The following is a 26,553-nucleotide window of genomic DNA, read 5'->3' as shown; positions in this document are numbered from 1 at the left end:
TCGTGTCGATCCCCGCCCCGCCATCGATCGTATCCGACCCGCCACCCGGACGGATCACGTCATCGCCGCCCCCCGCAAGGATCCGCTCCGACGCGTCGGTCCCCTCAACCGCTTCGCCCGCATCGCTGCCCAAGATCGGCGGTGTTCCAGCGCTCATGTCCAGCGGAGTATCCGGACCCGGCAAGCTCATCTCCACTACCTCGCTTCCACCGATGATGAAGGCAGTATTGGTATCGGCCCGCTCCATCACCGCGCCGAGCTGGTAGGCATCGCTTCCTATGGTATCGACCAGTTGCCCAGCCAGATCATATTCGTGCAGAACCGTGGTGTTCCTGAACGGAACAGTTATCTCGAAATCGGTATAGCCGACGATGAAACCGGCTTCGGTGGCGACGAGGTTGGGGTTGGTCTGACTGCCACTGGTGATCGCATTGACCAGAGTTGTCCCGACCGAAAGCGATCCGTCGGCATTGAAAATCTTGAAGTAGATGGCGCCTGCATCCGTGTCACTTGGCTGACCGCTCCCATCGGTCCAGACCACGACGAACCGTCCATCGGACAACGTTTCGATCTGTACCCCTGCCATCACTCCGAACACGGTCGTTTCGCCCTCGCTTACCGTGATCGGTTCACCGATGGCCAAACCCTCCATCGAGAAGAACCGCACGAAGGTCTCTTTTGCCGCACCGGCGTTCGAAGACACGTATGCAAGCGCCAACCGTCCACCTACAACCGCCAGGTCGAACATCCGTGGAATAGCGAATACACCCGGCTCGGTCACACCCTGGCTCTGCCCAATCACGGTGCCATCAGGCGTTACAACCTGGAAATTGCCCTCGCGGGTTGCAGCGATGTTACCGTCGGGCAAGTTCCAGCTTGCCGTCAGCATCCCCAGATCAGTGATCGAGAAGAATCCATCGGTCACTGAAACCGCGGGTCCCGTCGCCAGCCCGGTCTCGACATCCAGCTCCTGCATCCAGTTCGTGTATCTGGCGGGTAGCGGTGCCGTGTCATAAACTTGATAGTACAGGGTCATCGTGCCGTCAAAATTGCCCCGCACGTGATAGATCAGAACCTCGCCCAACCCGACATCACCAGCATCGACGAATTGCTGCGCCTCGAATACGACGCCGTCGTCATCATAGGCCGCTACATACGCTTTGCCGTCAGTGTCGCCCGTGACGACGATGTTGTCGCCGACCCGGAACAATCGGTGCTTTCCGCCATCTGCGAGAACGCGGCCCATTGCGTCCAGCAGATAGGCTGGTTCGAGATTTAGTGTCATGTCGGCCCCCCTTTGAACCTTTCAGAAAACAAACGCCGAGCCACAAGGACGAGGCCGCACTCCTCGGCCACGGTCGGGTCGAGGACAGAAAGGCTCACGCCAGCAGGTCGAAGATCTCGCCGCCGATCTGGATGTTGATGTTCAGCTGCGCCTCGCCATCCACCAGCGCCCACATGATCTGGCCCGTCGGGCGGTAGATCACGAAGGCCTCCTGCACCGCGTCCTCGCCCGAGCGCTCGCCGTCCGGCGTCGCCGTGTGCGCGAGGTTGATCTGGAAATCCGCCGCCGTCGCCGCCTGGCCGAAGACCAGCACGTCGCCATCGCCCGCGAGATAGTCCTGCACCCAGTCCGAGCCGTGATCGGCCACGCCCAGGTGAAAGAAACTGTCCGCGCCCGCGCCGCCATTGATCCGGTCGTACCCGAAGCCGCCATTGACGAAATCGTTACCATTTCCGCCGAAAACGAGGTCAGAGAGCGCGCCGCCGGTCACGACGTCATCGCCGTCCTGGCCCTGCAGCTCGTCCGCGCCGAAGCCGCCCGCCAGCGTGTCGTTGCCCTCCTGGCCGAAGATCTGGTCGTTGCCGCCGCCGCCCTCGGCCCGGTCGTCACCCGCGCCCGCGTAGATCACGTCGCGCTGGTCGGCCTCGTGCCCGTCGGGGCCGCCGGAGATACGGTCATCGCCATCCCCGCCATTGAGCGTATCCGCCCCCACACCGCCATCGAGCGTGTCGTCACCCTCCAGCCCGACCAGCCGGTCGTTGCCGTCTAGGCCTGCAAGAACGTTGCCCAGCACATCCCCCGCCAGACTGTCAGACCAAGCCGTACCAATGACGTTTTCAACGCCTTCCAGCGTCTTCACATCATCACCAAAGATGTCTGCCACCCCGGTCCCGAGGGTCACTTCGAGCATGTAATCAAGGATAGTCCAGCCCAACACGAGCGGTTGCATACTGAAATCCACCCGATCGATCCCCGACCCGCCGTCGATCGTGTCCGACCCGGTGCCCGGGAAAATCACGTCATCCCCGCCAAGGGCAAGTATTCTTTCCGTCAATGCGGTTCCGAACAGTTCTTCGGCATCGTCACTGCCAGTCACGTCCGGAGCCGGACGCCCGACAAGTGCCTCCATCTGGGCATAGCTCAGAACAGTGTCGTCGAACTGGAAGTTTTCCACATCGTCACGAACGAAATCGGTTCCGTCCCGCGAATGAACCAGAAGACCCCCGGTTGCCTCGCGAACGGTTGCGGCCGTACTCGTGCCTGCAAAGACCGATGTATCATCCCCCGCGCCGCCGCGGATGGTATCGTCATTTCCTCCGCCGCTCAGCGTATCGTTGCCATCGCCACCGTCGAGGAGGTCCTCGCCGCTATTGCCCGAAATCGAGTCGTTGCCAGAATCCCCCATGTACCGATCGTCGCCATCGAGAAGGTCGATCACATCGTCGCCATCCGTGCCGAAGATGAAATCCGGACCCGGCGTCGGCAACGGCGTTTCAGGCTTTTCTCCGCCCTGGATCCGCACACCGTTGATCGACTGCTGCGAGGAGAAGCGAATGTTCGTGTCGTCCGAAAAACTCAAGAACACGGTTCCGTCGGGAAGACGCGTCAACTCGACGGAGTCCTGATCGTCGGCAAGGTTCTCGGTCGCGGCCCGCGAATCCAAAACCACTTGGCCGTCGAGCTCAAAAATGGCGTAGCGGACATCGGTGCCATCCGTGCGGTCCCCGGTCGTGACGACATAGGCAAGCACCAACTGCCCATCTCCGGTCATCTCGATATCGTATACCTGCGAGTGAGACGACGACAGGTTGAGGTTATCGCCAGGGTTGATGGCCTGTTCGGTTATCAGCTCGACGCCCGTGCGAACGAGAGCTCCGGTGGCCGAGTACTGGGACAGAATGAACTTGTTTTCGCTGTTCACGTGAACGACGGCAAACCCGCCATCATCGAGACCGACGATCCGCGGTGGCTGCCATGCGCGCTCGTCGTCAGAGACGACAATCGGTTCCGCGAATGCCCGCGCGCCGGTTGTGTCAAAGATCATCAGCTTGATGTTGGCCTCGAAGTTGGTCCGATGCTTGGAATGCCAAACCATCGCCAGCCGGCCATCCCCCATCAGCACGGCATCGGCGACATTGACGGTTTCGAAAATCGTGTCTTCCATCGCAAAGGCGGTGCCTTGCGATGCGCCGCCCGCACCGAAAAACTGAACCATCAACTGGTCATCAGCGACCCCTTCGTCATCCGTGTAAGTCAGCACGAAACCCGACCGTGTCGCGGCCACGGCGACATGCTCGGTCTCGCCGTCGAACACCACGGTTTCGGCCAGCCGGACAGAGCCATCAGCATTATGTATCTGGATACGCAAATCCTCGTTTGCGCGCTGGTCGGATGTTCTCCACGCCACGACGAAACCGCCATCTGCGAGTCCCGCTACTGAACTTTCGCGGGCCACGCTGACTGTATCTACATCGGTGAGGCTGCCATTTGCTGGGTCGTAAATGCGAATATGGCCTTCGAGGTTGGTATGGTCATACGTCACAACCACGCGTCCATCCGCAAGGGTCGCGATTTCAGCGTCCTCGGCCAGTTCGCCCAGAGTCCCCTTGGACAACATGATCTCGTCACCAACCAATCCCGGATCATCGGGATTCGGCGCATCGTACAGGCGATCGGTTTCCCGCGGGTCCAACCGGTAGAGAACCCCGTCGGGCGAGACGTAAAGCGACTCGGCGGGACGCCCGCGCTGGCCAAGTTGCTGATAGCTGTCATACTCCATGCCAGATGAATCGAAGAAGCGGGCATTCTGGCTTTCAGTCCGGGTAAAACCTGTCTCGGTCCCGTAGGTGACCGCAACGCCGCCATTCGACAGAGGGTGCACCCCGACCCAGTCCTGCGCACCGTCGGTGTCATCCGTATTTACCATCTGTTCAGCAACGGAAACGGTCCCGTCGGCATTCAGTATGGTCATGTAGACGGCGGCCTCGGATGTATCTGCATCCCCGTCACGGGAGGTCGAATAGACAACAGCAACGCGGCCGTCGATCAATTCGGCCAGTTCGACGTCGAAGTGCCCGAAAACGGAACTCAAACCGCCGGCTACGATGAACGGATCAGCGACCGGCGTTCCATCAAGCTCGTAGAATTGTGCCTCTATCTGAACTTCCGTATCCGGCTGGATCAGTGTCGCACGTAGAATGCGCCCTCCCGAGGTGATGATGGCATCGTCGGCCGAGCTGCTGTGCCGTGTGTCGGGCCGTGTTTCAGTCAGGTAAGCGCCGTCAGGCGAGGCGAGGTAAAGGTACTGCCCCCACAAGGACACCAGTGTTCCGTTTGGCGCCTGTATCAAACCAGGTTGTACGCTGAGAAATGGAGAGTTGATATCGCCTTGCGGGGTCGCCAGCTCGGTCGAGCCGAGGATTTCGCCCGTCGCTCCAAGGTCAAATGTCCAGGCCTTTTCGGCGAAACTGTCACGGGCAACAATGCGAACACTGCCGTCGGGTGCAAGGAACGCCCCAAGAATTTCAGCATTCGAACCCGGCTCTCCGACCGGGGTACCGGCTGCATACGCCACGGAATTTGACGTCAATTCGAACCCGTTCTCTGCGAAGATGCGTACGACGTTGACAAGGTCGCCATCGACATAGTCCCGCCCCAAGCTGACCACCCGCCCATCGTTCAGAATACTGATCGGTTCCACTGCATGCCCCCTCAATCACTTGGCAAAAAAATCTGGAACCGAATGTGAGAGAGGCCGAGAAAGCCGTAAAGAAAAAATCGCGCAGGGAGAGCAATTTGGGCCGCAGGCGCGTCCCACACTTACCCAATTTGATCCATATGGGCTAACGACCGCTACACCCTACAACCCATGGCGGTGACCAAGAGCGATAGAACCACGACAGCCATTCGGCCGCGAGTCGTTCGGAATTGCGGGAGAAAGGTTTTATGGTACCGCCTCCCTGGCTTGAACAGGGGACCTCTGGATCCACAATCCAGCGCTCTAACCAACTGAGCTAAGGCGGCACCGTGGAGGGCGATTTACCTAAGCGGCCCGCCATTTGCAAGGCCCCTAGAGCCGAATTTTCCAGCTTTGCTCTACAAGATCGACACCGAAACTGTGAACTGGTTTGCTGTCGATCAACTGCCAACCGGAGGCTTTGTAAAGCGCGCAAGCGGCCCGGTGGCTTTCATGCGTCCAGAGAACCATTTCGGAGTATCCCGCCTTTCGGGCGAAGCCCATGCAGGCCCCGAGCAATTGCTTGCCAAGGCCCTTACCGCGCGCTTCGGGCACCAGCAGAAACAGCCGCAGCTTGGCCGCGTCCGCTCCTCCCGCAACGCAGAAAATGCTGCCTAAACGGTGCCCCTTGTGCTCGGCAATCCAGCCGCGCTCGCGTTCTGGGTCGTGATGAGCGACGAAATCCGACAAGATCCCCGCCACAAGTGGCCCGAAACTGTCATCGAAACCCTCATCGCGAGCATAGAGCGTTGCGTGACGCTCAACGAGCCAAGGCGCGTCATCGGCCCGGAATCGGCGTAGTGTCGGAGTGTCATCGAAATCGGACATGCCCTACTGAAGCCCTTGCCGGCTTGATTCTCAAGCTGGTAACAGCTAGCACGGGCGCCTGTCATCCGGAGAAAGCGGCATGGGTATCAACACTGAACGGGACATCGAGGCAAACCTACAGATCGGGCCGACCGATCAAGGTATGGTGCGTCTGTTCATCGAGGCGACGGGCATCGAGATACCAATGGACTTCGAACCTGAGGAAGCCGAGGAGATCGCCGACGAGATCCGCGCAGCAGCGCAAGCCGCGCGAAGCGTCAAGTAAACAGGTCCCTTGTTGCAAGTCGGCTGCGCGAAAGCTTCTGAGGTCATCTGCCCTTCAAGGCTAATCAGGCCATAGGATGGCGTAAGCTTTGCAAGCGGCGAGCAGCGTTCATGGCGTACTTATGAATAACTTTCTTGCGCCGTGCTGGTGCAAGTTTGTCCTCGGGAGACATGCGCACGATCTCGGCGTCATAGGCGTCAGCTATGATTAAGCCGGTCTCTGGCGGCAGCAGTTCCGTCGGGAAATCGGTATCCACCGCCCAAAAGAACCGATCACACCATTCCAGATAACCGCGCCACTTGGTGTCAGCCAGATAGTCGGCCCTACTCGACTTGCATTCGATGACCCACAACTCGGACTTCGGGCCCAATGCCATGACGTCCACGCGCAGGCCACGGTCGGGCACAAACTCTTCGATCGTCGCAAAACCAAGGCTCGCGAGATGACGCGCCACGCCACGCGCCAATCGTTGTCCCGGTGTCATATCCAGCATGGGGACAGAATGTGAACAATAAGTGAACAAATTGCAATCAGGAAATTTTGTTCCTGACCCTTGCCGCGCGCCGCGCGGACGCCTAGCTAAGTGCGTGGCGGGTTCTGCCCTTCTTGTGAACGGTTGCATTCCGGTGGCCTTAAGCAATTCCGAGGGAGCTGGCTCTGTCCGGATCCTGGTCCGGTTACCTGGCGCCCACCTGTATATACAGGTCCTCGGGAATCAACGCCGCACGGTTGCGGTGGTCCCGCCACACATCCCCGATTCGGTTAGCGGCGCGTTGCCTCCTGTCGTACATAAGCAGGCTCGAAATGCTCGACGACAGGGGAGCCGCGACGCGGCCCGCCGGGCTTTTCCGCCATGCTCATGATTTTCCAGGCGAACTGGACGCCGGCGAACACGATGCCGTTCATGAACCATAGCAGGAAAACGGCAAAGATGCCGGCGTCGGAGTTTCTGACAAGATCCCACAGATGGGCAACGTTGAGCGCCAACAGACCGCCGACAAAGGCCCCGGCGATTGCAAAACCGATGATGACTTGGGTGATGTACAAACGAATGAGTTTCGGCATGATCGGACTCCTTGCCTTCCTTTCATTCAAGATAGCGCATGTCATGCGCGAGTAAACCGAAAGGGAGCGCGACCAAATGCACCGGCACACCACCGCCGAGGTGGTGGGCCGAATTCAACGCAAACCGATCAAAAGGCCTCGGGCTTTGCCTCACGTGCCATGTGGTCAAGTACAGCGTTTACGAATTTCGGCTCTTTCCCCGAAGGGAAAAACGCGCGCGCGATGTCAACGAATTCGGTGATCACCACCTTTGGAGGCGTACCATCCGCGACAAGCTCGGCACCTGCCGCACGAAACAGTGCCCGCAGCGTCGGATCGATCCGCGCAATTGGCCACTTCTCGACCAAGGCCCGATCGGTCATCTGGTCGATCCTGGCCTGATAGCTGACGGCATCTTCGACCAGTTTCCTGAACAGCGTGATATCGCCATCCGCCATCTCTTCACCTTCGTAGGTTTCCCCGAAACGGTGATCGAGGAATTCTTGGACCACCTGATCGGTGATCTGGCCAGAGCGCTCCATCTGGAACAACGCCTGCACGGCGTATAGACGCGCCGCGGCGCGCATCTGCCGGGTCTCGGCGCTGGATGACTTTGGGGTCTTCATGCTGTGGTGGATCCGTTGTCGGTCTCTGCGATCTGGATCGAGTCGGAAGGCGGGCGAAACCCTACCCCCTTGGTCGAAGCGCCCCACTTACGGCTCAGCGCGATCAGATGCAAGGCGGCAGCGGCCGCGCCCCCGCCTTTGTTCATCTCTGCCGGATCGGCACGCACCTCGGCCTGTGGGCGGTTTTCGACCGTCAGGATACCGTTGCCGATGCACGAGCCTTGCAGACCAAGCAATTGGATCGCCCGGCTCGAATCATTGCACACGGTGTCGTAATGCGTCGTCTCGCCCCGGATCACGCAACCAAGCGCGACGTAACCATCGAAATTGCTTTTTCTGTCCGCAAGCCCGATCGCCGTAGGCACTTCTAGCGCACCCGGCACTTCGACCAAATCCCAGGTTCCGCCTACCGCCTCGATCTCGGCCTTTGCGCCTGCGATCAGGTTGTCGGCAATGTCCCTGTAGTAGGGGGCAACCACGATCAACAGCTTCACCGGCTTGTCGAATTCGGGGCGTGGCAATGTGTAATGCGTTTCTGTTCCGGCCATTTCAATCAATCCTTCAAGATCGGACGAGACCCGACAATAGTCAGCCCGTAAGCGTCGAGCCCTACATATTTCGTCGCGGGCGAATCCGTCAGGAGGACGAGTTCCTTTATCCCGAGCTTCGAGAGGATCTGAGCCCCGGTCCCTGTCTGCTTGATGGTCCGCACCTCGTCACCTTCGCTGGCATACAGCGCGTTTCTCGGCTGGCGGAACAGGCAGACAACGCCACGCCCTTCCTCGGCAATGCGCTCCATCGCGCGTGGCAATTGACGCGCCGATTTCGGCCCCAGCCCAAGAATGTCGGTCGCTTCGTGCAGGGCATGCGTCCGCGTCAGGACCGGTTCAGGAGTCGAAATATCACCCTTGATCATCGCCACGTGCTCGATTCCATGTGTCCGGTCGGTAAAGAGCCGCATCTCCCATTCGCCTCCGAACTCCGACTTGACCATGTGCCTACCGGTTTCATCGACGAGGTTGTCGTTGCGGGCGCGATAGCTGATCAGGTCGCTGATCGTCCCGATCTTCATGCCGTGTTTCTTCGCGAATTCAACGAGATCGGGAAGGCGGGCCATCGTCCCGTCCTCTTTCATGATCTCGCAAATCACACCGGAAGGGTGCAGACCTGCCAGGCGCGAGATATCGACCGCGGCCTCGGTATGGCCTGCACGCACCAGCACGCCACCTCGTTTCGCGCGCAAAGGAAACACGTGGCCCGGCGTGGCAAGGCTGGCCATGGTGTTCTGTTCGTTGATCGCCGTCTTGATGGTAAGCGCGCGATCTGCAGCCGAAATTCCCGTCGACACGCCTTCGCGGGCTTCGATCGACACTGTGAATGCCGTTTCGTGCCGCGAGGAATTGTTCACCGCCATCATCGGCAGCCCCAACCGCTCGATCCTTTCCGCCTCCATCGGCAGGCAGATCAAACCGCGGCCATGGGTCGCCATGAAGTTGACCACTTCGGCATCGGCAAACTCCGCAGGTATCACAAGGTCGCCCTCGTTCTCGCGATCCTCGTGATCGACCAGGATGAACATACGGCCCTTGCGCGCCTCGTCGATGATCTCCTCGATGGGGCTGATCGCGTCGCGTAATCCCGCCTCGACCGGGCCCGGTGTCTCAAAGCTCATCTGATCGCGCCTTTATGCTCTTTCATGTCATCTGCGCAAATAGACCACGGACGCGGCAAATGCCAGTGCCGCAGATGCGCTTCGACGCGCCGCACTTGTGCTTTGCGGCAGGCCGAAGCGTATGTAAAATGACATACGGGAAAAACAGTTCGACCAATCGACCAAGCTGCAATGTCAATGTCCCGTGATCTTTTTCCGGCGGTGACCTCGCTGACCGGCGATGGCCTCTGCCTTTGCGAAATCGTGACCGATGGCGATGGCCGTCCGGTCGATTACCTCTTTGTCGATATCAACGCTCAATTCGAAGAGATGACCGGACTTGCAAACGCCAAAGGACATACCGCGCGCCAACTGGTACCCGACCTCGAACAACACTGGATAGACTCCTATGCCCGCGTCGGCATAGGGCGCGAAACGCTGCATTTCGAGAATAGCGCTGTGCCGATGGGTCGCTGGTTCGAGGTCCACGCAGCGCCCGGCCCTGTTCACGGCCAGCTATGGATACTTTTTCGGGACGTGACGGCCAGGAAACTGGCGGAACAGGCGCGCGCAGAGGCTCTGGAAGCATCGCAAAGATTGTTTGCCGAGCTCAGCCACCGGGTTAAGAACAGCCTTGCGATGATTTCTTCGATCGTGTCGATGGAGGCGCGCGGCCAATCGGGTGAAGCGCGCGAAGCCTTGTCACGGGTGCAGCTTCGTATCGCGGCCTTGGCGCAACTCTATGACGTCATCAGCGATGCTGGGGCAATCTCCGAGATCTCCGCAGCGCCATACATAGAGGGTATCGTCGACGGGTTGCGAGGTTCGCTCGTTCAGGGCGGCAAGATCAGCATCCTGTCGGAGATAGAGGAATTGACCCTGCCGAGCCGCCTGGCAGTTCCGATAGGCTTGATCGTGAACGAGTTGGTCACAAATTCCCTCAAACACGGCTTTAAGGCCGGAGATTCCGGGCATGTCCGCGTGGCACTTTGGCGTCGTGAAGGCTGCGCACGCCTCGAAATAGAGGACGACGGGCGTGGTCAGAAAGTCAAAGGCGCGTCCAAGGGCACAGGGCTTGGTATGCAACTGATTGAGGCTTTCGTTGCGGACCTCGGCGGTGAAATGCGCGCAAATTCGGATACAACAGGTACCAGCGTATCGATAACTTTCCCACTTCCGGCGAACTGAACCGACATACGAGAGCAGTGCGGAAATTTTGCACTGATCAAATCACACGATGTGAAGGGTTTTATGGCTTGATCAAGCCGAGTACACATGCGTAACCTCCGACTGTCCGAAAATTTTGCGCATATCGGGAGAGTTTGCAAAGCATGGGAGAAGCCTTTGGCCTCGCGTTGTCCTTGGTGATCTCTGGCGACGCTGATCTTGTCGAGATCGTGTTTCTCTCTTTGCGGGTGAGCCTCATCGCTACTATTCTGGCCTGCGCGATTGGCTTGCCGCTCGGAGCCTTGATAGCAATCGCGCGGTTTCGCGGTCGACACGCCTTGCTGGTGGTCATGAATGCACTGATGGGGTTGCCGCCCGTAGTTGTGGGCCTTCTCGTGTATTTGCACCTCTCGCGATCCGGTCCGCTTGGCTTCCTCGGGCTGCTTTATACCCCCAGCGCAATGATCATCGCCCAGACGATACTGATCGCCCCGATCGTAGCAGCGCTTTCCCGCCAGGTACTCGAGGATCTGCACGGTGAATATGCCGAGCAATTCCGCTCGCTCTGCCTCAGCCGAGCGCAAATCGTTCAAGCGCTGCTTTGGGACGCAAGATTTTCTTTGATCACTGTTGCGCTCGCGGGTTTCGGCCGTGCAATTGCCGAGGTCGGCGCAGTGATTATCGTCGGGGGCAACATTGATCACCTGACCCGCGTGATGACCACCGCTATCGCCCTAGAAACGTCCAAGGGGGACTTGGCGATGGCTCTGGCGCTCGGAATCGTTCTCTTGGTCATCGCCCTGGGTGTGAATGCAGCGGTTCAGTCGGTTCGCCTGACCGCAGCGAGGCAGGCCCATGTCTGACATGACGGCCCTGCCTTTCGCGCCGATCGCCCGGCAGGCCCGTCGGTCGCCCCTCTTTCCACTCGAGGTGCGCGATCTTACGCTCCGCCTGGGAGGTGCAACCGTGCTGGACGCCATGTCGCTCGACCTTGGCGCAACAGGCTGCACCATGATCATGGGCCCGAATGGCGCCGGAAAGAGCCTCTTACTCAAACTCCTTCACGGCCTGCTTGCCCCCTCTTCTGGCCGGATTACCTGGGGCGACATTCCCGCCGAGGCGGCAACCGGACGGCAGGCCCTCGTTTTTCAGAAACCGGTGCTTTTGCGTCGGTCGGTCGCAGCCAATATCGACTTCGTTCTGAAGGCTCGCGGCAAGGATCCGAACCGCCGCGACAAACTGCTTGCGCAGGTCGGCCTTGCCCACAAAGCGCGCCAACCGGCACGCCTGTTGTCGGGCGGCGAAGCGCAGCGCCTTGCCCTGGCCCGAGCACTCGCGACCGAACCCGAGGTCCTCCTGCTCGATGAACCGACGGCAAGCCTCGATCCTGCTTCGGTTCAGGCTTTCGAGGAGATCCTGTGCGAAACATGCAGGTCGGGGATGCGGCTCGTCTTTGTGACACACGATGTGGGACAGGCACGGCGATTGGCCGATGACGTCGTATTCCTCCACCATGGACGAGTTGTCGAACACAGCCCGGCCGTCGAGTTCTTTCCTCACCCCCGCAGCGCTGAAGCGCGACACTACGTAGAAGGCCGGATCGTCGTCTGAGTCCAAATCAAACAAGGAAACCAAACATGCTCGTAAAGATCCTCGGCACGGTTGCTTTCAGCCTTCTGCTGGCCGGTACTGCAACCGCGCAGGACAAATCGATCATCGTACAGTCCACGACCTCGACTGCAAATTCAGGTCTCTACGACCATATCCTGCCATTGTTCGAGCAAAAGACCGGTATTCGCGTCAACGTCGTCGCAGTCGGCACCGGCCAAGCCATCCGAAACGCGCGCAACTGCGATGGGGACCTGCTGCTTGTACATGCAAAAAGCGCCGAGGAAGCTTTTGTGGCGGAAGGGTTCGGAACGGCGCGTACCGATCTGATGTATAACGATTTTATTCTTGTCGGACCCGAGGCCGACCCCGCCAGCATTGACGGGATGGATGAGGCCGCGGCTGCCCTTGCGCGAATATCGGAAAGCGAAGCGCTCTTCGCATCGCGTGGGGACGACAGCGGCACCCACAAGAAGGAAGTTGCGCTGTGGACCCGAGCGGGCATAGATCCCACAAAAGCCAGTGGCACCTGGTACCGCGAAACAGGCTCTGGCATGGGTGCGACGCTTAACGCCGCGATCGGCATGGGCGCGTACGCAATGACGGACCGGGCAACCTGGATCAGCTTTGCCAACAAGCAGGACTACGCGATCCGGGTCGAGGGCGACAGCGACCTGTTCAATCAGTATGGCGTGATCCCCGTGAATCCCAAGAAATGCCCGAACGTGAATGCAGAGGCCGCGCTGACCTTTGCCGACTGGTTGATGTCGGATGAAGGTCAAGGCGCCATTGCCAGCCATGAAGTCGGCGGACAACAATTGTTTTTTCCAAATGCGCCCCAAGAGTGAACCAGTTCAAGGAAGGCTCTGACCATCATGACCGACACCGGCTTTCCCGATCACGAATACCTGACCGTCAAGGAATTGGCTGAACTGCTGCGCCTGAAAGAACGAAAGGTTTATGACCTGGCCGCTTCGGGCGCCGTCCCCTGCTCTCGTGCGACAGGCAAACTGCTCTTTCCGGCGGAAGAGATACGCGCCTGGATCGCGGGCGCAAAAACCGGCGGTGTCGGCAGTGCGCCCGTCAAGCTTCCGCCCATCGTACTGGGCAGCCACGATCCGCTTCTCGATTGGGCAATCCGGCAATCACGCTGCGGCTTGGCCACGTTTTTCGATGGCTCGCTCGACGGGTTGGACAGGTTCTTGCGCGGAGAGGGAATGTCGGCCGGGCTGCATGTTCATGACCCGGAAAACGACAGTTGGAACACGTCACTGGTTGCGCAGGCCGCAGCGCAGCGTAACTCGGTGCTGATCTCCTTCGCTGTACGCCGACGGGGCCTTGTCTTCCGCCCCGACGCAGGACCGTTCCGCGAATTGGCGGATGTTGCAGGCTGCCGAATCGTCCCACGACAGCCTGAATCAGGGACAGACAGGCTTTTCCGTCACCTTGCCGAGCGTGCGGGGGTCGACATCGGGCAGTTGGAGTTTGCCGAAACAGCACGGACCGAGGATACGGCGGTCGAGGCCGTGCGAAGGGGCACCGCGGATGTGGCATTCGGCCTGGAAGCGGTGGCGCAAAGTTATGGCCTTTCATTTCTGCCGATTATCGACGAACAGTTCGGCTTGCTTGTCGACAGGAAAGCCTGGTTCGAACCGCCGTTCCAGACGCTGCTTCAGTTTCTCAAAGGTGACGCCTTCGCGCGACGCGCAACTGAAACCGGCGGCTATGACGTTGGCGAACTAGGCACTGTCCTCTGGAACGGATAGCCTAGAACCACCTATGCCTTTGGTCTCGCGAACGCGTCTTCGAACTCGTACCGGGGTGTGCCAGCAACCGACGCAGGCCTGGCCGGAAAGGAAACCTCAGCCGATCTCGGCCAATCGTGCGACGTAGCGGGCAAGTGTATCGATCTCCAGATTGATCCGATCACCTGTTTTGGCATCACCCCAAGTGGTGACTTCCTTGGTGTGCGGAATGAAATTGATACCGAACTCCGTTCCATTCACCTCGTTCACGGTCAGCGACGTCCCGTTCAATGCAACCGACCCTTTAGGAGCGATAAATCGTGCGAGCGCATCCGGGGCGCGCAAGGTCACCCGTGTGCTGTCGCCTTCATCCTTCATACCAACGATTTCGGCCACGCCGTCGACATGCCCCGAAACGATATGGCCGCCCAGCTCATCCCCGACCTTGAGCGCGCGCTCGAGGTTCACGCGCTTTCCAGGCGTCCAAGTGTCAAGATTCGTCTTGGAGACCGTTTCAGCGCTTATCTCTACGTCGTACCAATCGGGTCCCAGATCCACCACGGTCAGACACACACCGTCGCTCGCGATCGACGCACCTATGTCAATCGTCGCGGTGTCATAGCTCGTCCGGATCCGGGCGCGCAGATCGCCTGCCTGCTCGGTTTCGACGACGGTGCCGATATCGGTGACGATGCCAGTGAACATGATGCGGACTCCCTTACCGGTTCAGAGCTCTGCCCCACGAGGTAAACAGCCACCCGGCCCTCGGCAAGCCCGGCTTGCAGCGCCGCCCGTATGGAGCCATAGTTTTGCCGGATTGACGCGTTACCACTGGCCGGATCACAGCAATGAGACGACAAGGAAGGATCATGCCCGGCTCGGCGACCCGAAAACGGGTCTTCTTATTCCTGCAAGGCCCCCATGGACCGTTTTTTAACGGGCTCGCCAAGATGCTTCGCAGGGCGGGAACCGAAGTATGGCGCGTCGGCTTCAATGCTGGAGACCGCGCATTCTGGTTTGATCGGGAAAGTTATATTCCGTACCTTGGCACCTCCGACGACTGGCCCGCAACGTTGGAGAATCTGCTGAACGCCAAGGGCGTGACGGATCTGGTTCTTTATGGCGATACGCGTCCCGTTCATGCCAAGGCAGTCAAGATCGCCCGATCCCGTGGCCTGAAAATCCATGTGTTCGAGGAGGGGTACCTGCGCCCTTGGTGGGTCACCTATGAACGCGATGGCTCGAATGGCAATTCGCGCCTGATGGACATGAACGTAGCCGACATGCAGACGGCGCTGGAGTTGTCCGACATGGAAGCCCCCTTGCCGCCGTCTCACTGGGGCGACATGCGCCAGCATGTGTTCTATGGCGCGCTTTATCATTGGTTCGTGATGTTTCGAAATGGCAGGTATCGCAATTTTCGTCCTCATCGCAGCCTGACGGTTGCCAAGGAATTTCAGCTCTACCTGACACGCCTGCTGCTCATGCCTGCCCACTGGGCCGAACGCCAATTCGAAACGATGCGCATCCGGAACGGCGGTTTCCCCTACCATCTCGCCTTGCTGCAACTGGAGCATGACAGTTCTTTCCAGGCCCATTCGCCGTTTTCTTCGATGACCGAATTTCTCGAAGAGGTTTTCGAGGGCTTTGCTGGCAGTGCCCCAAAACACCATCACCTGGTGGTCAAGGCTCATCCGCTGGAAGATGGGCGCGTCCCGATCCGGCGCGAAGTCAGACGGTTGGCGAAGCTGCACGGCCTCAAGGGACGCGTCCATTACGTGCGCGGCGGTAAACTTGCCCAACTTCTCAACGATACGCGCACGGCCGTGACGGTCAATTCGACCGCAGGCCAGCAAGTGCTGTGGCGCGGCATCCCGATCCGCGTCTTCGGTCGCGCCGTCTATGCCAAACCGGAATTCGTCTCGTCCCAGCCTATCCGAGATTTCTTTGCGGCAGCCCAGCGGCCTGATGCCCGCGCGTACAAGGATTATCGCCGGTTCTTGCTGGAAACGAGCCAGGTGCCGGGCGGGTTCTATTCCCGAAAGGGCCGCCGCCAATTGCTGCGTCAGGTGGTCGACATGATGCTGTCGCCGGAAGATCCTTATGACGCGCTGAAATCCGGCACAGCGGCCCCAAGGCAACAGTTGCGGCTGGTGAACTGACGGCTTCTGCCCGCGGGACTGGATTTTTCATCCGGATTCCGATAGCTTGACCCAAAAAACCGAGGCAGAAACATAACAAGGTCGAGGAGACCGAGCAGTGAAATCCCTTACCGTTCAATGGGCAAAGCCCATTGCCCTGCTTGCTGCGTTGGGCATCGTGGGCGCGTGCTCACTGCCCAAAGTGGGCCCAAACAAGCGCGAAATCTTTGCCGGCTCCGTCCAACGCGAAGGCGATGCATTCATCGTGTCAGTGAACGACCGCGTTACACGCGCCACCGCCGTCGTACCCGCCTTTGGCTTCTCTGATACGTTCAAGAATGCCGGAACCCTGACGTCGGACACGATCCGACCAGGTGATGTGCTTGGCTTGACGATCTGGGAAAACGTCGATGACGGGCTTCTGGCGGGAGAAGCCACCAATGCAACCGTCCTCGAAGAAGTGCAAGTCGACAGCGCTGGCTTTATCTTCGTTCCTTACGCCGGTCGCGTTCGCGCCTCTGGCAACACTCCCGACCAATTGCGCGAAATGATTACCTCCAAGCTCGAGGATCAGACCCCGGACCCGCAGGTCCAGGTGCGACGCCTTGCAGGGGACGGATCTACCGTTTCACTGACAGGTGCAATCGGTGCGCAAGGCGTCTACCCAATTGAACGCCCGACCCGTACCTTGGCAACGATGCTGGCACAGGCCGGCGGTGTCACGATCGAACCCGAAATCGCCGAGGTTACCGTGATCCGCGGTCATGAACAGGGCAAGATCTGGTATCAGGATCTTTTCAACCACCCCGAACTCGATATCGCGCTGCGTGGCGGTGACAAGATTCTCGTCGAACAGGACACGAGGTCCTTTACCGCGCTCGGCGCGATGTCCAGCCAGTCCCGCGTACCGTTCGAAACGCAGGACCTGTCAGCGCTTGAGGCCATTGCACAGGTCGGTGGTTTGCTCTCGCTTTCGTCGGATCCCACTGGGGTTTTCGTGTTCCGCAACGAACCTGCGGAGATCGCAGGCCAGGTGCTTGGCCGTACCGACCTTCAAGGAGCGCAGCGCATGGTCTACGTGCTCAACCTGACCGAACCAAACGGGCTGTTCATGGCGCGTGATTTCGTTGTCCGCGACGAAGACACCATCTACGTCACCGAAGCGCCTTATGCGCAGTGGACCAAAACGATCTCGCTCATTTCGGGCGGCCTGACGCCGCTTGCCAACATCGCGTCTATCACCGGAGGCTGATAGGTGCGGTCAGTCCCGCAAGGTTCAGCCGAGGGCAATCGCTCTCGGCTGTTCGTTTACAACGGCGGTTTCCTGACCCAAAAGCGCGTTCGCCGGATCCTGAGCCTGTCCGGCTACGACATCCGGCTCGGCCTTCCCGGACCCGGGGACGCAGTAGCGATATGGGGCGCCAGCCCCACCGCGTCTCGAGGACGTGCCATCGCAGCGAAATACGACGTGCCGGTCATTACAGTCGAAGATGCGTTTCTGCGATCCCTTCATCCCGGACGGGCGGGGGAACCGCCGCTTGGCCTCAGCATTGATCATGCCGGGGTTCATTTCGACGCGCGTCATCCTTCGGATCTCGAAACCTTGCTCGCCACCCATCCCCTCGACGACACCGCCCTCCTTGACGCGGCACGCGCAGCAATGGCGAGGATTGCAGAGCTTGAACTCAGCAAGTACAGCGGGTTCGACCCCTCAGCGCTGGCCCCTGACCCCGGTTATGTATTGGTAATCGACCAGACACGCGGCGACGCCTCCGTAACTGCGAGCAACGGGGACGACGCCCTTTTCCGCGAAATGCTGGTTTTCGCGCAAGAGGAAAACCCCGGCGCCCGCGTGATCATCAAGAGCCACCCTGAAACGCTCAAGGGCTACCGTGCTGGTTACTTCGGACCTGAGCATACCAACGACCGCATCGCATTGCTCACGGAGAATGTCAGCCCGCGCGCCCTGCTCGAGGGCGCGGTAGGTGTCTATACGCTGTCCTCCCAAATGGGGTTCGAGGCTATTCTTGCCGGGCACAAACCACGAGTGTTCGGCCAACCTTTCTATGCCGGATGGGGGCTGACGCAGGATCAAAATCCCGTCCCCCGGCGCGAACGTCGTTTGACCCGCGCGCAATTGGTTGCCGCCGCGCTGATCATCTACCCGCGCTGGTATGATCCCTATCGTGACAGGTTGTGCGAGTTGGAACAGGTTCTGGACACTCTGGAGTCGCAGGTTCGAGCGTGGCGGCAGGATCATGCAGGCTGGACAGCATCAGGCATGCGCCTATGGAAACGGAACCACCTACGAAACTTCTTTGGCGGGCATGGAAAACTGAGTTTTGTTCCAGATAAACCCCAAGACGATGCTCGCCCGCATATGTGTTGGGCAAACCGGGCCCCACCCGACACATCGGTCACGCGCGTCGAAGACGGTTTTCTGCGGTCCAGAGGATTGGGAGCAGAGCTGGTCCCGCCGCTATCTCTGGTCACGGACGAGTTGGGCATCTACTACGACCCAACGCGGCCAAGCCGGTTGGAACAGCTGATCGCCACGCGCGAGACACTGCGCCCTGATCAGGAACGGCGCGCCGAACGGCTGATCGCGAAGATCGTCGATCTCGGGATGAGCAAGTACAATCTTGGCGGCGAGCAGCCCAATTTGCCCGCGGGCTACCGCGTCCTTGTTCCCGGACAGGTCGAGGACGATGCGTCGATCCTGAAAGGCGCAGGAGACGTTTGCGATAACCTCGCCCTTCTACGTGCAGTTCGGACCGCGCATCCCGAGGCCGTGATCGTCTACAAACCTCATCCGGATGTCGAAGCCGGGCTCAGGGATGGCAAGATCGAGGCCGAAGGTTTGGCCGATGTCGTTGCCAAACACTCAGACCCGGTAGGTTTGTTGGCGCAGGTGGATGAACTGTGGACGATGACGTCACTCATGGGGTTCGAGGCACTATTGCGGGGCGTAAAGGTCACAACCCTGGGAGCGCCCTTTTATGCAGGATGGGGTTTGACAGACGATCGCGGACCGGTCCCGGCGCGTCGCGGAGCACGTCCCTCGCTGGCGGGGCTGGCCCACGCAACCTTGATCGATTACCCGCGGTATCGTGATCCGGTAACCGGTCTGCCCTGCCCTGCCGAAGTGGCCATCGACCGGCTGAGTCGCGGAGAGATTCCGCATCCCGGCCTTGCCAACCGTACAGTCTCAAAACTCCAGGGGTTGCTGGCAACCTACGCGCATATATGGCGCTGATCAGCGCAGCGAACGACGCCAGCGATGCATCACGTCGCGACCTGCGGGCCGGGTTTCAACAAGGTCAAAGCGTGCCGCTGCATCCAGACTGTCCAGCCCCAATGCACCAATCGCGGGCAGGCCTTCGGCACCAATTGCGAACCCCGCCGAGAACCCCACCAACTCATCCACCAGATCTTCTGCGAGCAACGACGCAGCAAGAGCCGAGCCGCCCTCGCAAAACACGCTGGTCAACCCGGCACTTCCAAGTTGCCGCAGCAGATCGGCTGCATCCAATTGCACGCCGTGGACGGCGCAAGGCAACAGTCGCGCCCCCAATCCCTCCCAGGCTCGCAGCCGTTCGGCATCCGCTCCGGCGCCGTGACATAGCCATACAGGCACTTTCCGTGCGGTTCTCGCAAGTTGTCCCATCAGCGGCAAGTCCAGATGACGGGAGGCAACTACCCTTACCGGCTGATGCTTGTAACCCAAATCCCGGACCGTCAGGGCGGGATCGTCGGAACGGGCCGTCCCGGCCCCGACCATCACTGCATCATGGCGTGCTCGTTCCCCGTGAACAATCCGTCGCGCCTCGGGACCCGTGATCCATTTGCTCTGCCCCGTCGCCGTTGCGATACGGCCATCGAAACTCCCTGCGATTTTCAGCGTCACCGATGGCCGGCCCTGCTCGGTCTTTAGGAAGAACCCCGCATGTTCGCGCTCGGCCTCGGCCCTTAGAACCCCTGTCGTCACCTCGATCCCGGCGGCGCGCAGCATGGCAAAGCCCTGACCCGAAACTCTCGGGTCGCTATCCTCGACCGCACAGACGACGCGACCAACGCGAGACTTGATCAGCGCCTCGGCACAGGGCGGCGTCTGACCATGATGTGCGCAGGGCTCGAGGCTGACATATGCGGTCGCCCCTCTTGCTTGCGATCCGGCCTGCGCCAATGCCTCGGTCTCGGCGTGGGGTCTGCCACCCGGCTTGGTCCACCCCCGCCCGACAATCCGAGCGTCACGCACGATTACGCAACCGACAGCCGGGTTAGGCCAGCAAGTTCCTTGGCCGCGCCTTCCCAATGACAGGGCAAGCGCCATGTATCGTGTGTCAGTATCGGTCACGCTGGCTCGTTCAGCTTTCGTCTGTCGGAGGCTTGGGCGGGCGCAACTCGTGGACGAAATCCTCGAAATCGTCGGCCGCCTGGAAATTCTTGTAGACGCTTGCAAAACGGACATAAGCAACCGTGTCGATCCGCGCCAGCGCTTCCATCACGATCTCACCGATTTTTTTCGACGGAATGTCCGTCTCGCCCATGCTTTCCAGCCGCCGCACGATGCCCGAGATCATCTGATCGATACGTTCAGGTTCGATTGGGCGTTTCTGCATCGAGATACGGATGGAACGCTCCAGTTTGTCACGATCGAAATCTTCGCGTTTGCCCGAAGACTTGATCACCACCAGATCGCGCAACTGAACCCGCTCGTAAGTGGTAAACCTACCCCCACAGGCCGGGCAGAACCGTCTTCTGCGGATTGAAACATGATCCTCGGCGGGCCGAGAATCCTTTACCTGAGTGTCGATATTTCCGCAAAACGGGCAGCGCATCCGCCGTCTCCTCGTCCCTGATCCGCCTCTGTTGTGAGCGCTTCGTCCCACTTATCCACAACTATAGGGGAGCCGCCAAGTTTTGGGTAGACGGAAATTCATGCCGCTAGATAAAGCGGCTCACCCAATATGTGCGACGATTCTGCGCGACTGCGGCGCCGACCGGTGTTCGAATAGGTAAACGCCCTGCCATGTACCCAGGAGCATTCGCCCAGCCTGCACCGGAATGGACAAAGAAACAGGCAAAAGCGCCGACTTAATATGTGCCGGCATGTCATCAGGCCCCTCGTAGGTATGGCGCAGGTATGACATTGCGGGGTGGTCTGATGGTGGCACCAACCTCTCGAAAAAGGCCGAAAGATCCGTCTGAACCTCCGGGTCGGCATTCTCTTGAACGAGAAGAGAGCAAGAGGTGTGTCGCACGAAAAGGGTCAGTAACCCGTCAGCATTGAACTGTGCCAACCAATTTGCCACGGTCCCTGTAACCTCAATCAAGCCGGGTCCGTATGTTTCGAAGACGAACTGGTTTAGCGCCACGATGTCGAGACTTCAGAAAGATCGCGGCATCGGCTCGCAAAACCCGTTGGCCTGCGAAATCGACATGCTGTCGCCCGGTTTCAGTCCCGTGCGGATACCACCAGGCGGAAGCGGTGCTACCCCCGCCCTGTCCGGATACAGTGTGAACTGGACAGCGGTGCGCCGCCCAGTCGCTACGCTTGGCCCATATCCCCTTACGATGTAGACCCGATCCCTCCAGCCTGCACCCAGCGCACGACGGGCAAATTCCGAAGCGGAACACCAATAGTCCGTCGTCCTGGAGCGTCCGCGAGGGACAACCTCGAACACGTTCTCGTTGAGCTGATACACTCTTTGGCCGACGATCGACGTGAAGGCGAATGCCGGCATCGCTCCGAGCGACAGCGCGGCAACCGCAATCACCTTTCCAATCCGAAGAGACATCAACCTCGCTCCTTTTCCAACAGTCGGTTCATTGACAGGACGCCACCGCCACACCCGCAGTCATATAGTCGCCCTCAACAAGAACATGCATATTTGCGCCGGCCCCGATCGGCAGAATCCCATGGCGCCGGGGATTTACGATGAAGCGTGCACGGATGGCGTCGGTCAATATCTCCTGCCGACCCTCGACATCCAGCAACAGTATCTGTGTTCCGGTGGAATAGCCCAGCGTATTCAGTGCATACCGCCCAGCGGCACACCAGAAGGCCGCACGGTTTGGGACGCCAGCTATGACGACGTCATCGCCGGCTATCGAAGCAGGCTCAACCGTATAGACCGTCGCTGCATGCGCTGAACCCGCAAAGACCGCGGCGATAAGTGCAAGATGACGCGTGATCTTGGATACCATGCCAAACCTCCCTATCGTTGCCTGATCTTATTCCAACCGCGCGCTTGGGCAAGATGTTCCAGCCACACGGTAGTTCACAACCGATGCGCCGCCGAAAAACGGCAAAAACAAAAGGCGGCCACGCCGGGCCGCCTTGGTGTTTTCCATAGCAACGAGGATCGTCACTGATCGAGGAAAGAACGTAGCTTGCGCGAGCGGCTAGGATGCTTGAGCTTGCGAAGCGCTTTGGCTTCGATCTGCCGGATACGTTCACGGGTCACGCTGAATTGCTGGCCGACCTCTTCCAGAGTGTGGTCAGTGTTCATCCCGATACCAAATCGCATCCGCAATACCCGTTCTTCGCGAGGCGTGAGCGATGCAAGAACGCGTGTCGTCGTCTCCTTGAGATTTTCTTGAATGGCGCTGTCCAATGGCAGCACGGCATTCTTGTCCTCGATGAAATCGCCAAGCTGGCTGTCTTCCTCGTCCCCGATGGGCGTTTCGAGAGAGATCGGTTCCTTGGCGATCTTCATCACCTTGCGGACCTTTTCCAGCGGCATCTGCAGCTTTTCTGCCAATTCTTCCGGCGTCGGCTCGCGACCGATTTCGTGCAGCATTTGGCGACCGGTGCGTACCAGTTTGTTGATCGTTTCGATCATGTGCACAGGAATGCGGATCGTGCGCGCCTGATCTGCGATCGACCGCGTTATCGCCTGGCGGATCCACCAAGTCGCGTAGGTCGAGAACTTGTAGCCCCGACGATACTCGAACTTGTCCACCGCCTTCATAAGGCCGATGTTCCCTTCCTGAATAAGATCAAGGAATTGCAGGCCGCGGTTAGTGTATTTCTTGGCGATGGAAATCACCAGGCGCAGGTTCGCCTCGACCATTTCCTTCTTGGCCTGACGTGCCTCTTTCTCACCCTTCTGGACCTGCTGAACGATCCGGCGGAATTCGCTGATGTCCAGGCCAACATACTGGCCCACCTGCGCCATGTCGGCACGCAGTTCCTCGACCTTGTCCGACGACCGTTCGATGAACGCCTGCCAGCCGCGTCCGGGCTTCTCGGACATTTCAGCCAGCCAGTTCGGATCAAGCTCGCGCCCGCGATAGGCCTCGACGAATTCGCGACGATTGATGCGTGCCTGGTCCGCAAGCTTCACCATCGCGCTGTCGATCTGCATCACGCGGCGATTGATGCCATAGAGCTGGTCAATCAAGGCTTCGATGCGGTTGTTGTGCAGATGCAGCCCATTCACGAGCACGACGATTTCGGAGCGCAGCGCTTGATACTTCGCCTCATCATCGGAGCTGAACGTCCCATCCTCGTTCAAGGTTGCCGAGATTCGACTGTCCTGCATCTCGCTCAGTTGGGCAAAATCGTTCGAAATCCGCTCAAGCGTGGTAAGCACCTGATCCTTGAGCGCGGCCTCCATCGCAGCAAGCGACATGTTTGCCTGATCGTCATCCTCGTCATCGTCTTCCTTGGCGATCGGGTTGCCGTCAGCATCCAGTTCCGGGCCTTCGTCCTTGTTGGCGGGCTTGGCTGTCTGCACGGCGGACGGATCGACCACCGGTTCGTCGACGTCGCCGTCTTCATCCAGTTGGTTGCCGAACGTCGCTTCAAGGTCGATGACATCGCGCAGCAGGATCTCTTCGGACAAGAGTTCGTCATGCCAGATGGTAATCGCCTGGAATGTCAGGGGGCTTTCGCAAAGCCCCGCGATCATCGTGTTCCGGCCTGCCTCGATCCGCTTGGCGATGGCAATTTCGCCCTCGCGGCTGAGGAGTTCAACGGACCCCATCTCGCGCAGGTACATACGCACCGGGTCATCGGTGCGGTCCAGTTTCTCGGTCTGCTGACCCGCAACCGCAACCTCCCGTGCGCCTTCCGTGGTCACAAGGTCGGTCGTGCCTTTCTGCTCTTCTTCCTCGGCCTCTTCATCTTCGATGATATTGATGCCCATTTCGGACAGCATCGACATCACGTCTTCGATCTGCTCGGAGCTGACCTGATCGGGCGGCAGAACCTGATTGAGCTGATCGTAGGTGATGTATCCTTTCTCGCGAGCCTCGGCGATCATCTTCTTGACCTGAGCCTGGCTCATGTCTAGCGAGATTTCCTGCTCCTGATCCTCAGGTTTGCGTTCCTCGGTGTTATCCTTGGCGGCCATTCAGTGCTCCTGCAGGGATGGGGCGATTCGTTGCGTCCGAATCATTAGCGCTCTGAGCTGATTCGGCCACCCGTGTACCCAAATTTCTCTACCTATTCCTTAGGAAAACGCCCTACGGGCGCTTCCGCGCGAAGTTGATTCCGGCCATGATCGCCTCGAATGCCTCGCGTTCGCTACGGTCGATTCGGGCCCCGTTTTCGGCAACCTCGAATACCGCGCGATCCTCGTTCTGGCTGCGATGCGCGCGGTTGCGTGCCTCGGCCGCCTCCTTGAGACGCCAGGTCACAGCTTCGTCCGTCGACCCGTCCAAGTCCTCCTCGGCTTCGGCGATCTCTGCCGTCAGCCCCCGTTGCGCGTTTAGTTTTGCGAGTTCCTCCGCCAGCGTCATTTCGGCCAGCTCTACATCGCCTGGTCTGCGCACACACGGGCTGATAGCCACATGGCGAAGCGACATCAGCTTTTCAAGGGGACCATCGCCATGTGTTTCGCGAATGCGTTCTTGCAGTGACAGTGGATCATCGATCCCGTGTCGGAGGATCACATCGCGCAGAGCTGCGAAATCCGCGTCTCGGCATTCCAGCTCCTCAATCTGATGTTCAAAATGCACAATGACCTGCGGGGTCAATATGGCCGTCGCGAGAATGACCGCCTCACGGACCCGGACGAGCGTGTCCTCGCCCTTGCTGGCCAAGATCGACGCGCGAGTTTCAGGGCTGGCAACAGGTGGCGGCGCCCATTTCCCGCGCTTACCCTGTGGCGTCCATTGTGACTGATTGCGCTGCGGGCGGAATAGCTGCCAGCGCAGATCCTTTATTTCCTGACCGTAGTGGGCCCGGATAGACGGGTCCTTGATCTGCTTGATCCGTTCCCGCAAAGCTTTATCCAGGGCAGCTTTTCGCTCCGGGCTGTCAAAGACCTTGTCTGCGGTCTCTCGCTGCCAAAGCAAACGCACCATCGGGATTGCCGCATCAAGGACTGCCTCGACCGCTTTGGCCCCTTCGGCCCGCAGCAAATCGTCCGGGTCCTTGCCTTCAGGCATGAGAGCGAAGCGGATCGACTTGCCAGCCTCGAGCATAGGCAGAGCGAGGTCGATCACACGCATCGCGGCCCGCATACCCGCCGTGTCGCCATCTAGGGCTATGATGGGTTCATCCGCGATCCGCCACAGCAACTGCAACTGGTGTTCGGTAATCGCGGTTCCCAATGGAGCCACCGAAGCGCCAAAGCCCGCCTCGGCCAAAGCAATGACATCCATGTAGCCTTCGGCCACGATGAGCGGCTGGCCTTGACCCGCTGCCTGCCGGGCCGGGCCGTGGTTGTACAGGCTCCGGCCCTTATCGAACAACAGCGTTTCCGGAGAGTTGAGGTATTTTGCGTTGTCGTCCGGGTCCATCGCCCGACCGCCAAAGGCGATACACCGTCCTCGCACGTCCCGAATGGGAAACATGATGCGGTTGCGGAACGTGTCATATGGCCTTCCACCCTTGGACGATGGCTTGCCAAGGCCCGCGTCAATTATCAGGTCCTCTGCCACGCCCTTGGCACGCAGGTGATCCCACAAGTTCTGCCATCCGGACGGGGCGAACCCGATCTCCCACCGGTCCAGAGCGGCGGTATCTAGGCCGCGCCGCGCCACATAGTCCCGTGCCGCACTGCCAGCCACGGTCTTGAACTGCAGGCGAAAGAACTGAACCGCCTGCTCCATGATTTCGGCCAGCTGAGCGCGGCGATCCAGTTTTTCCTGCGCCTTCGGATCGCGTTGAGGCATCTCCATGCCAGCTTCGCGGGCTAGGATCTCTACCGCCTCCATGAACGAGACATTCTCTGTCTCCTTCACGAAGGAAAGCGCGTCACCCTTGGCGTGGCAACCGAAGCAATAATAGAATCCCTTACGATCATCGACGTGAAAAGACGCCGTTTTTTCGTGGTGAAAGGGACAAGGCGCCCATAGGTCACCTTTTCCCTGGTTCGATTTCCGCGCATCCCACATGACCTTGCGGCCCACGACGGAGGCAAGGCTGGTCCTGCTGTGCAGCTCATCAAGAAACCCGGGTGGTAGGGACATGACCTGAACTTGTCACAAAGAGCGGCGCG

24 protein-coding genes, 1 tRNA gene, 1 other RNA gene and 1 pseudogene are annotated in these 26,553 nt (G+C 59.5%); 10 read left to right on the top strand and 17 right to left on the bottom strand.

All coding sequences use genetic code 11. From position 1 onward, the window contains the following. The 4 genes and pseudogenes from ACFORG_RS20170 to ACFORG_RS20155 form a co-directional block, all read right to left on the bottom strand. A pseudogene (locus ACFORG_RS20170) lies at positions 1–1,285 on the bottom strand (hypothetical protein); the annotation flags it as partial. A 94-nt stretch (positions 1,286–1,379) separates the two neighbouring features. Continuing rightward, a complete protein-coding gene (locus ACFORG_RS20165; RefSeq protein ID WP_386737376.1) occupies positions 1,380–4,985 on the bottom strand; it encodes a calcium-binding protein in 3,606 nt (1,201 codons plus the stop codon). Between the two features lie 246 nt (positions 4,986–5,231). Beyond that, positions 5,232–5,308 (bottom strand) — tRNA-His (locus ACFORG_RS20160). A 46-nt stretch (positions 5,309–5,354) separates the two neighbouring features. Then, complete coding sequence (locus ACFORG_RS20155; protein ID WP_386737375.1) at positions 5,355–5,849, bottom strand: GNAT family N-acetyltransferase; 495 nt, start codon at positions 5,847–5,849, stop codon at positions 5,355–5,357. Between the two features lie 79 nt (positions 5,850–5,928). Here ACFORG_RS20155 and ACFORG_RS20150 point away from each other — a divergent pair, with 79 nt between their 5' ends. Continuing rightward, positions 5,929–6,114 carry a DUF6324 family protein gene (locus tag ACFORG_RS20150; protein ID WP_386737374.1) on the top strand — a complete coding sequence of 62 codons (186 nt, stop codon included), beginning with the start codon at positions 5,929–5,931 and terminating at the stop codon, positions 6,112–6,114. A gap of 64 nt (positions 6,115–6,178) precedes the next feature. On the opposite strand, the gene ACFORG_RS20145 is transcribed toward ACFORG_RS20150, so the two are convergent. Beyond that, positions 6,179–6,607, bottom strand: coding sequence for an MmcB family DNA repair protein (locus ACFORG_RS20145; RefSeq protein ID WP_386737373.1), 429 nt, complete (start codon positions 6,605–6,607; stop codon positions 6,179–6,181). Positions 6,608–6,705: 98 nt separating this feature from the next. Between ACFORG_RS20145 and ssrS the strand changes: the two genes are divergently transcribed. Continuing rightward, a non-coding RNA gene (gene ssrS, locus ACFORG_RS23840) (6S RNA) lies at positions 6,706–6,859 on the top strand. A gap of 17 nt (positions 6,860–6,876) precedes the next feature. Here the strand turns inward: ssrS and ACFORG_RS20140 are convergent. The 4 genes from ACFORG_RS20140 to ribB all read right to left on the bottom strand — a co-directional run bounded on the left by ACFORG_RS20140 (position 6,877) and on the right by ribB (position 9,456). After that, positions 6,877–7,179 carry a hypothetical protein gene (locus tag ACFORG_RS20140; RefSeq protein WP_386737372.1) on the bottom strand — a complete coding sequence of 101 codons (303 nt, stop codon included), beginning with the start codon at positions 7,177–7,179 and terminating at the stop codon, positions 6,877–6,879. 128 nt (positions 7,180–7,307) lie between these two features. Continuing rightward, positions 7,308–7,784, bottom strand: coding sequence for a transcription antitermination factor NusB (nusB, locus tag ACFORG_RS20135; RefSeq protein WP_386737371.1), 477 nt, complete (start codon positions 7,782–7,784; stop codon positions 7,308–7,310). Then, complete coding sequence (locus ACFORG_RS20130) at positions 7,781–8,332, bottom strand: 6,7-dimethyl-8-ribityllumazine synthase (RefSeq protein ID WP_386737369.1); 552 nt, start codon at positions 8,330–8,332, stop codon at positions 7,781–7,783. Before ACFORG_RS20130 ends, nusB begins: the two co-directional genes overlap by 4 nt. 5 nt (positions 8,333–8,337) lie before the next feature. Next, on the bottom strand, positions 8,338–9,456 hold the full coding sequence (gene ribB, locus ACFORG_RS20125) for a 3,4-dihydroxy-2-butanone-4-phosphate synthase (RefSeq protein WP_386737368.1): 1,119 nt from the start codon (positions 9,454–9,456) through the stop codon (positions 8,338–8,340). A 177-nt stretch (positions 9,457–9,633) separates the two neighbouring features. On the opposite strand from ribB, the gene ACFORG_RS20120 reads away from it, so the two are divergent. The 5 genes from ACFORG_RS20120 (at position 9,634) to ACFORG_RS20100 (ending at position 13,976) form a co-directional block, all read left to right on the top strand. Further along, the gene (locus ACFORG_RS20120) at positions 9,634–10,623 is read left to right on the top strand and encodes a sensor histidine kinase (protein WP_386737366.1); all 990 of its coding nucleotides are present in this window, start codon (positions 9,634–9,636) and stop codon (positions 10,621–10,623) included. Positions 10,624–10,757: 134 nt separating this feature from the next. Then, entirely contained in the window at positions 10,758–11,465 is a 708-nt protein-coding gene (locus ACFORG_RS20115) for an ABC transporter permease (RefSeq protein ID WP_386737365.1), read from the top strand. Beyond that, positions 11,458–12,213 carry an ATP-binding cassette domain-containing protein gene (locus ACFORG_RS20110; protein WP_386737364.1) on the top strand — a complete coding sequence of 252 codons (756 nt, stop codon included), beginning with the start codon at positions 11,458–11,460 and terminating at the stop codon, positions 12,211–12,213. Before ACFORG_RS20115 ends, ACFORG_RS20110 begins: the two co-directional genes overlap by 8 nt. Positions 12,214–12,239: 26 nt before the next feature. Then, positions 12,240–13,058 (top strand): substrate-binding domain-containing protein, encoded by an 819-nt coding sequence (locus ACFORG_RS20105; RefSeq protein WP_386737363.1) that lies wholly within the window; start codon positions 12,240–12,242, stop codon positions 13,056–13,058. 27 nt (positions 13,059–13,085) lie between these two features. After that, positions 13,086–13,976 carry a substrate-binding domain-containing protein gene (locus ACFORG_RS20100; RefSeq protein WP_386737362.1) on the top strand — a complete coding sequence of 297 codons (891 nt, stop codon included), beginning with the start codon at positions 13,086–13,088 and terminating at the stop codon, positions 13,974–13,976. Positions 13,977–14,072: 96 nt separating this feature from the next. Here the strand turns inward: ACFORG_RS20100 and ACFORG_RS20095 are convergent, their stop codons facing one another. After that, positions 14,073–14,660 carry a riboflavin synthase gene (locus ACFORG_RS20095; protein ID WP_386737361.1) on the bottom strand — a complete coding sequence of 196 codons (588 nt, stop codon included), beginning with the start codon at positions 14,658–14,660 and terminating at the stop codon, positions 14,073–14,075. Between the two features lie 164 nt (positions 14,661–14,824). Between ACFORG_RS20095 and ACFORG_RS20090 the strand changes: the two genes are divergently transcribed. From ACFORG_RS20090 to ACFORG_RS20080, 3 genes are all read left to right on the top strand, one after another. Further along, entirely contained in the window at positions 14,825–16,117 is a 1,293-nt protein-coding gene (locus ACFORG_RS20090) for a capsule biosynthesis protein (protein WP_386737360.1), read from the top strand. Positions 16,118–16,214: 97 nt separating this feature from the next. Beyond that, positions 16,215–17,348 carry a polysaccharide biosynthesis/export family protein gene (locus ACFORG_RS20085; RefSeq protein WP_386737359.1) on the top strand — a complete coding sequence of 378 codons (1,134 nt, stop codon included), beginning with the start codon at positions 16,215–16,217 and terminating at the stop codon, positions 17,346–17,348. A 3-nt stretch (positions 17,349–17,351) separates the two neighbouring features. Next, entirely contained in the window at positions 17,352–19,352 is a 2,001-nt protein-coding gene (locus ACFORG_RS20080; RefSeq protein ID WP_386737358.1) for a capsular polysaccharide biosynthesis protein, read from the top strand. Here ACFORG_RS20080 and ribD read toward each other — a convergent pair whose 3' ends face one another. From ribD to dnaG, 7 genes are all read right to left on the bottom strand, one after another. Beyond that, a complete protein-coding gene (gene ribD, locus ACFORG_RS20075; RefSeq protein ID WP_386737357.1) occupies positions 19,353–20,453 on the bottom strand; it encodes a bifunctional diaminohydroxyphosphoribosylaminopyrimidine deaminase/5-amino-6-(5-phosphoribosylamino)uracil reductase RibD in 1,101 nt (366 codons plus the stop codon). 10 nt (positions 20,454–20,463) lie between these two features. Beyond that, on the bottom strand, positions 20,464–20,937 hold the full coding sequence (gene nrdR, locus ACFORG_RS20070; RefSeq protein WP_386737356.1) for a transcriptional regulator NrdR: 474 nt from the start codon (positions 20,935–20,937) through the stop codon (positions 20,464–20,466). 120 nt (positions 20,938–21,057) lie between these two features. Continuing rightward, positions 21,058–21,474, bottom strand: a complete 417-nt coding sequence (locus tag ACFORG_RS20065; protein WP_386737355.1) for a secondary thiamine-phosphate synthase enzyme YjbQ — start codon at positions 21,472–21,474, stop codon at positions 21,058–21,060. A 12-nt stretch (positions 21,475–21,486) separates the two neighbouring features. Continuing rightward, positions 21,487–21,897, bottom strand: a complete 411-nt coding sequence (locus ACFORG_RS20060; RefSeq protein WP_386737354.1) for a hypothetical protein — start codon at positions 21,895–21,897, stop codon at positions 21,487–21,489. A gap of 28 nt (positions 21,898–21,925) precedes the next feature. Then, positions 21,926–22,306 carry a hypothetical protein gene (locus tag ACFORG_RS20055; RefSeq protein ID WP_386737353.1) on the bottom strand — a complete coding sequence of 127 codons (381 nt, stop codon included), beginning with the start codon at positions 22,304–22,306 and terminating at the stop codon, positions 21,926–21,928. A gap of 161 nt (positions 22,307–22,467) precedes the next feature. Beyond that, the gene (rpoD, locus tag ACFORG_RS20050; RefSeq protein ID WP_386737351.1) at positions 22,468–24,459 is read right to left on the bottom strand and encodes an RNA polymerase sigma factor RpoD; all 1,992 of its coding nucleotides are present in this window, start codon (positions 24,457–24,459) and stop codon (positions 22,468–22,470) included. A 112-nt stretch (positions 24,460–24,571) separates the two neighbouring features. Next, on the bottom strand, positions 24,572–26,524 hold the full coding sequence (dnaG, locus tag ACFORG_RS20045; protein ID WP_386737350.1) for a DNA primase: 1,953 nt from the start codon (positions 26,522–26,524) through the stop codon (positions 24,572–24,574). Positions 26,525–26,553 lie beyond the last annotated feature (29 nt).

The organism is Lutimaribacter marinistellae, assembly GCF_042648365.1.
Classification (GTDB): Bacteria; Pseudomonadota; Alphaproteobacteria; order Rhodobacterales; family Rhodobacteraceae; genus Lutimaribacter_A; species Lutimaribacter_A marinistellae.
The sequence above is the reverse complement of the archived record's forward strand: the minus strand, read 5'-3'. Positions and strand labels throughout refer to the sequence as shown.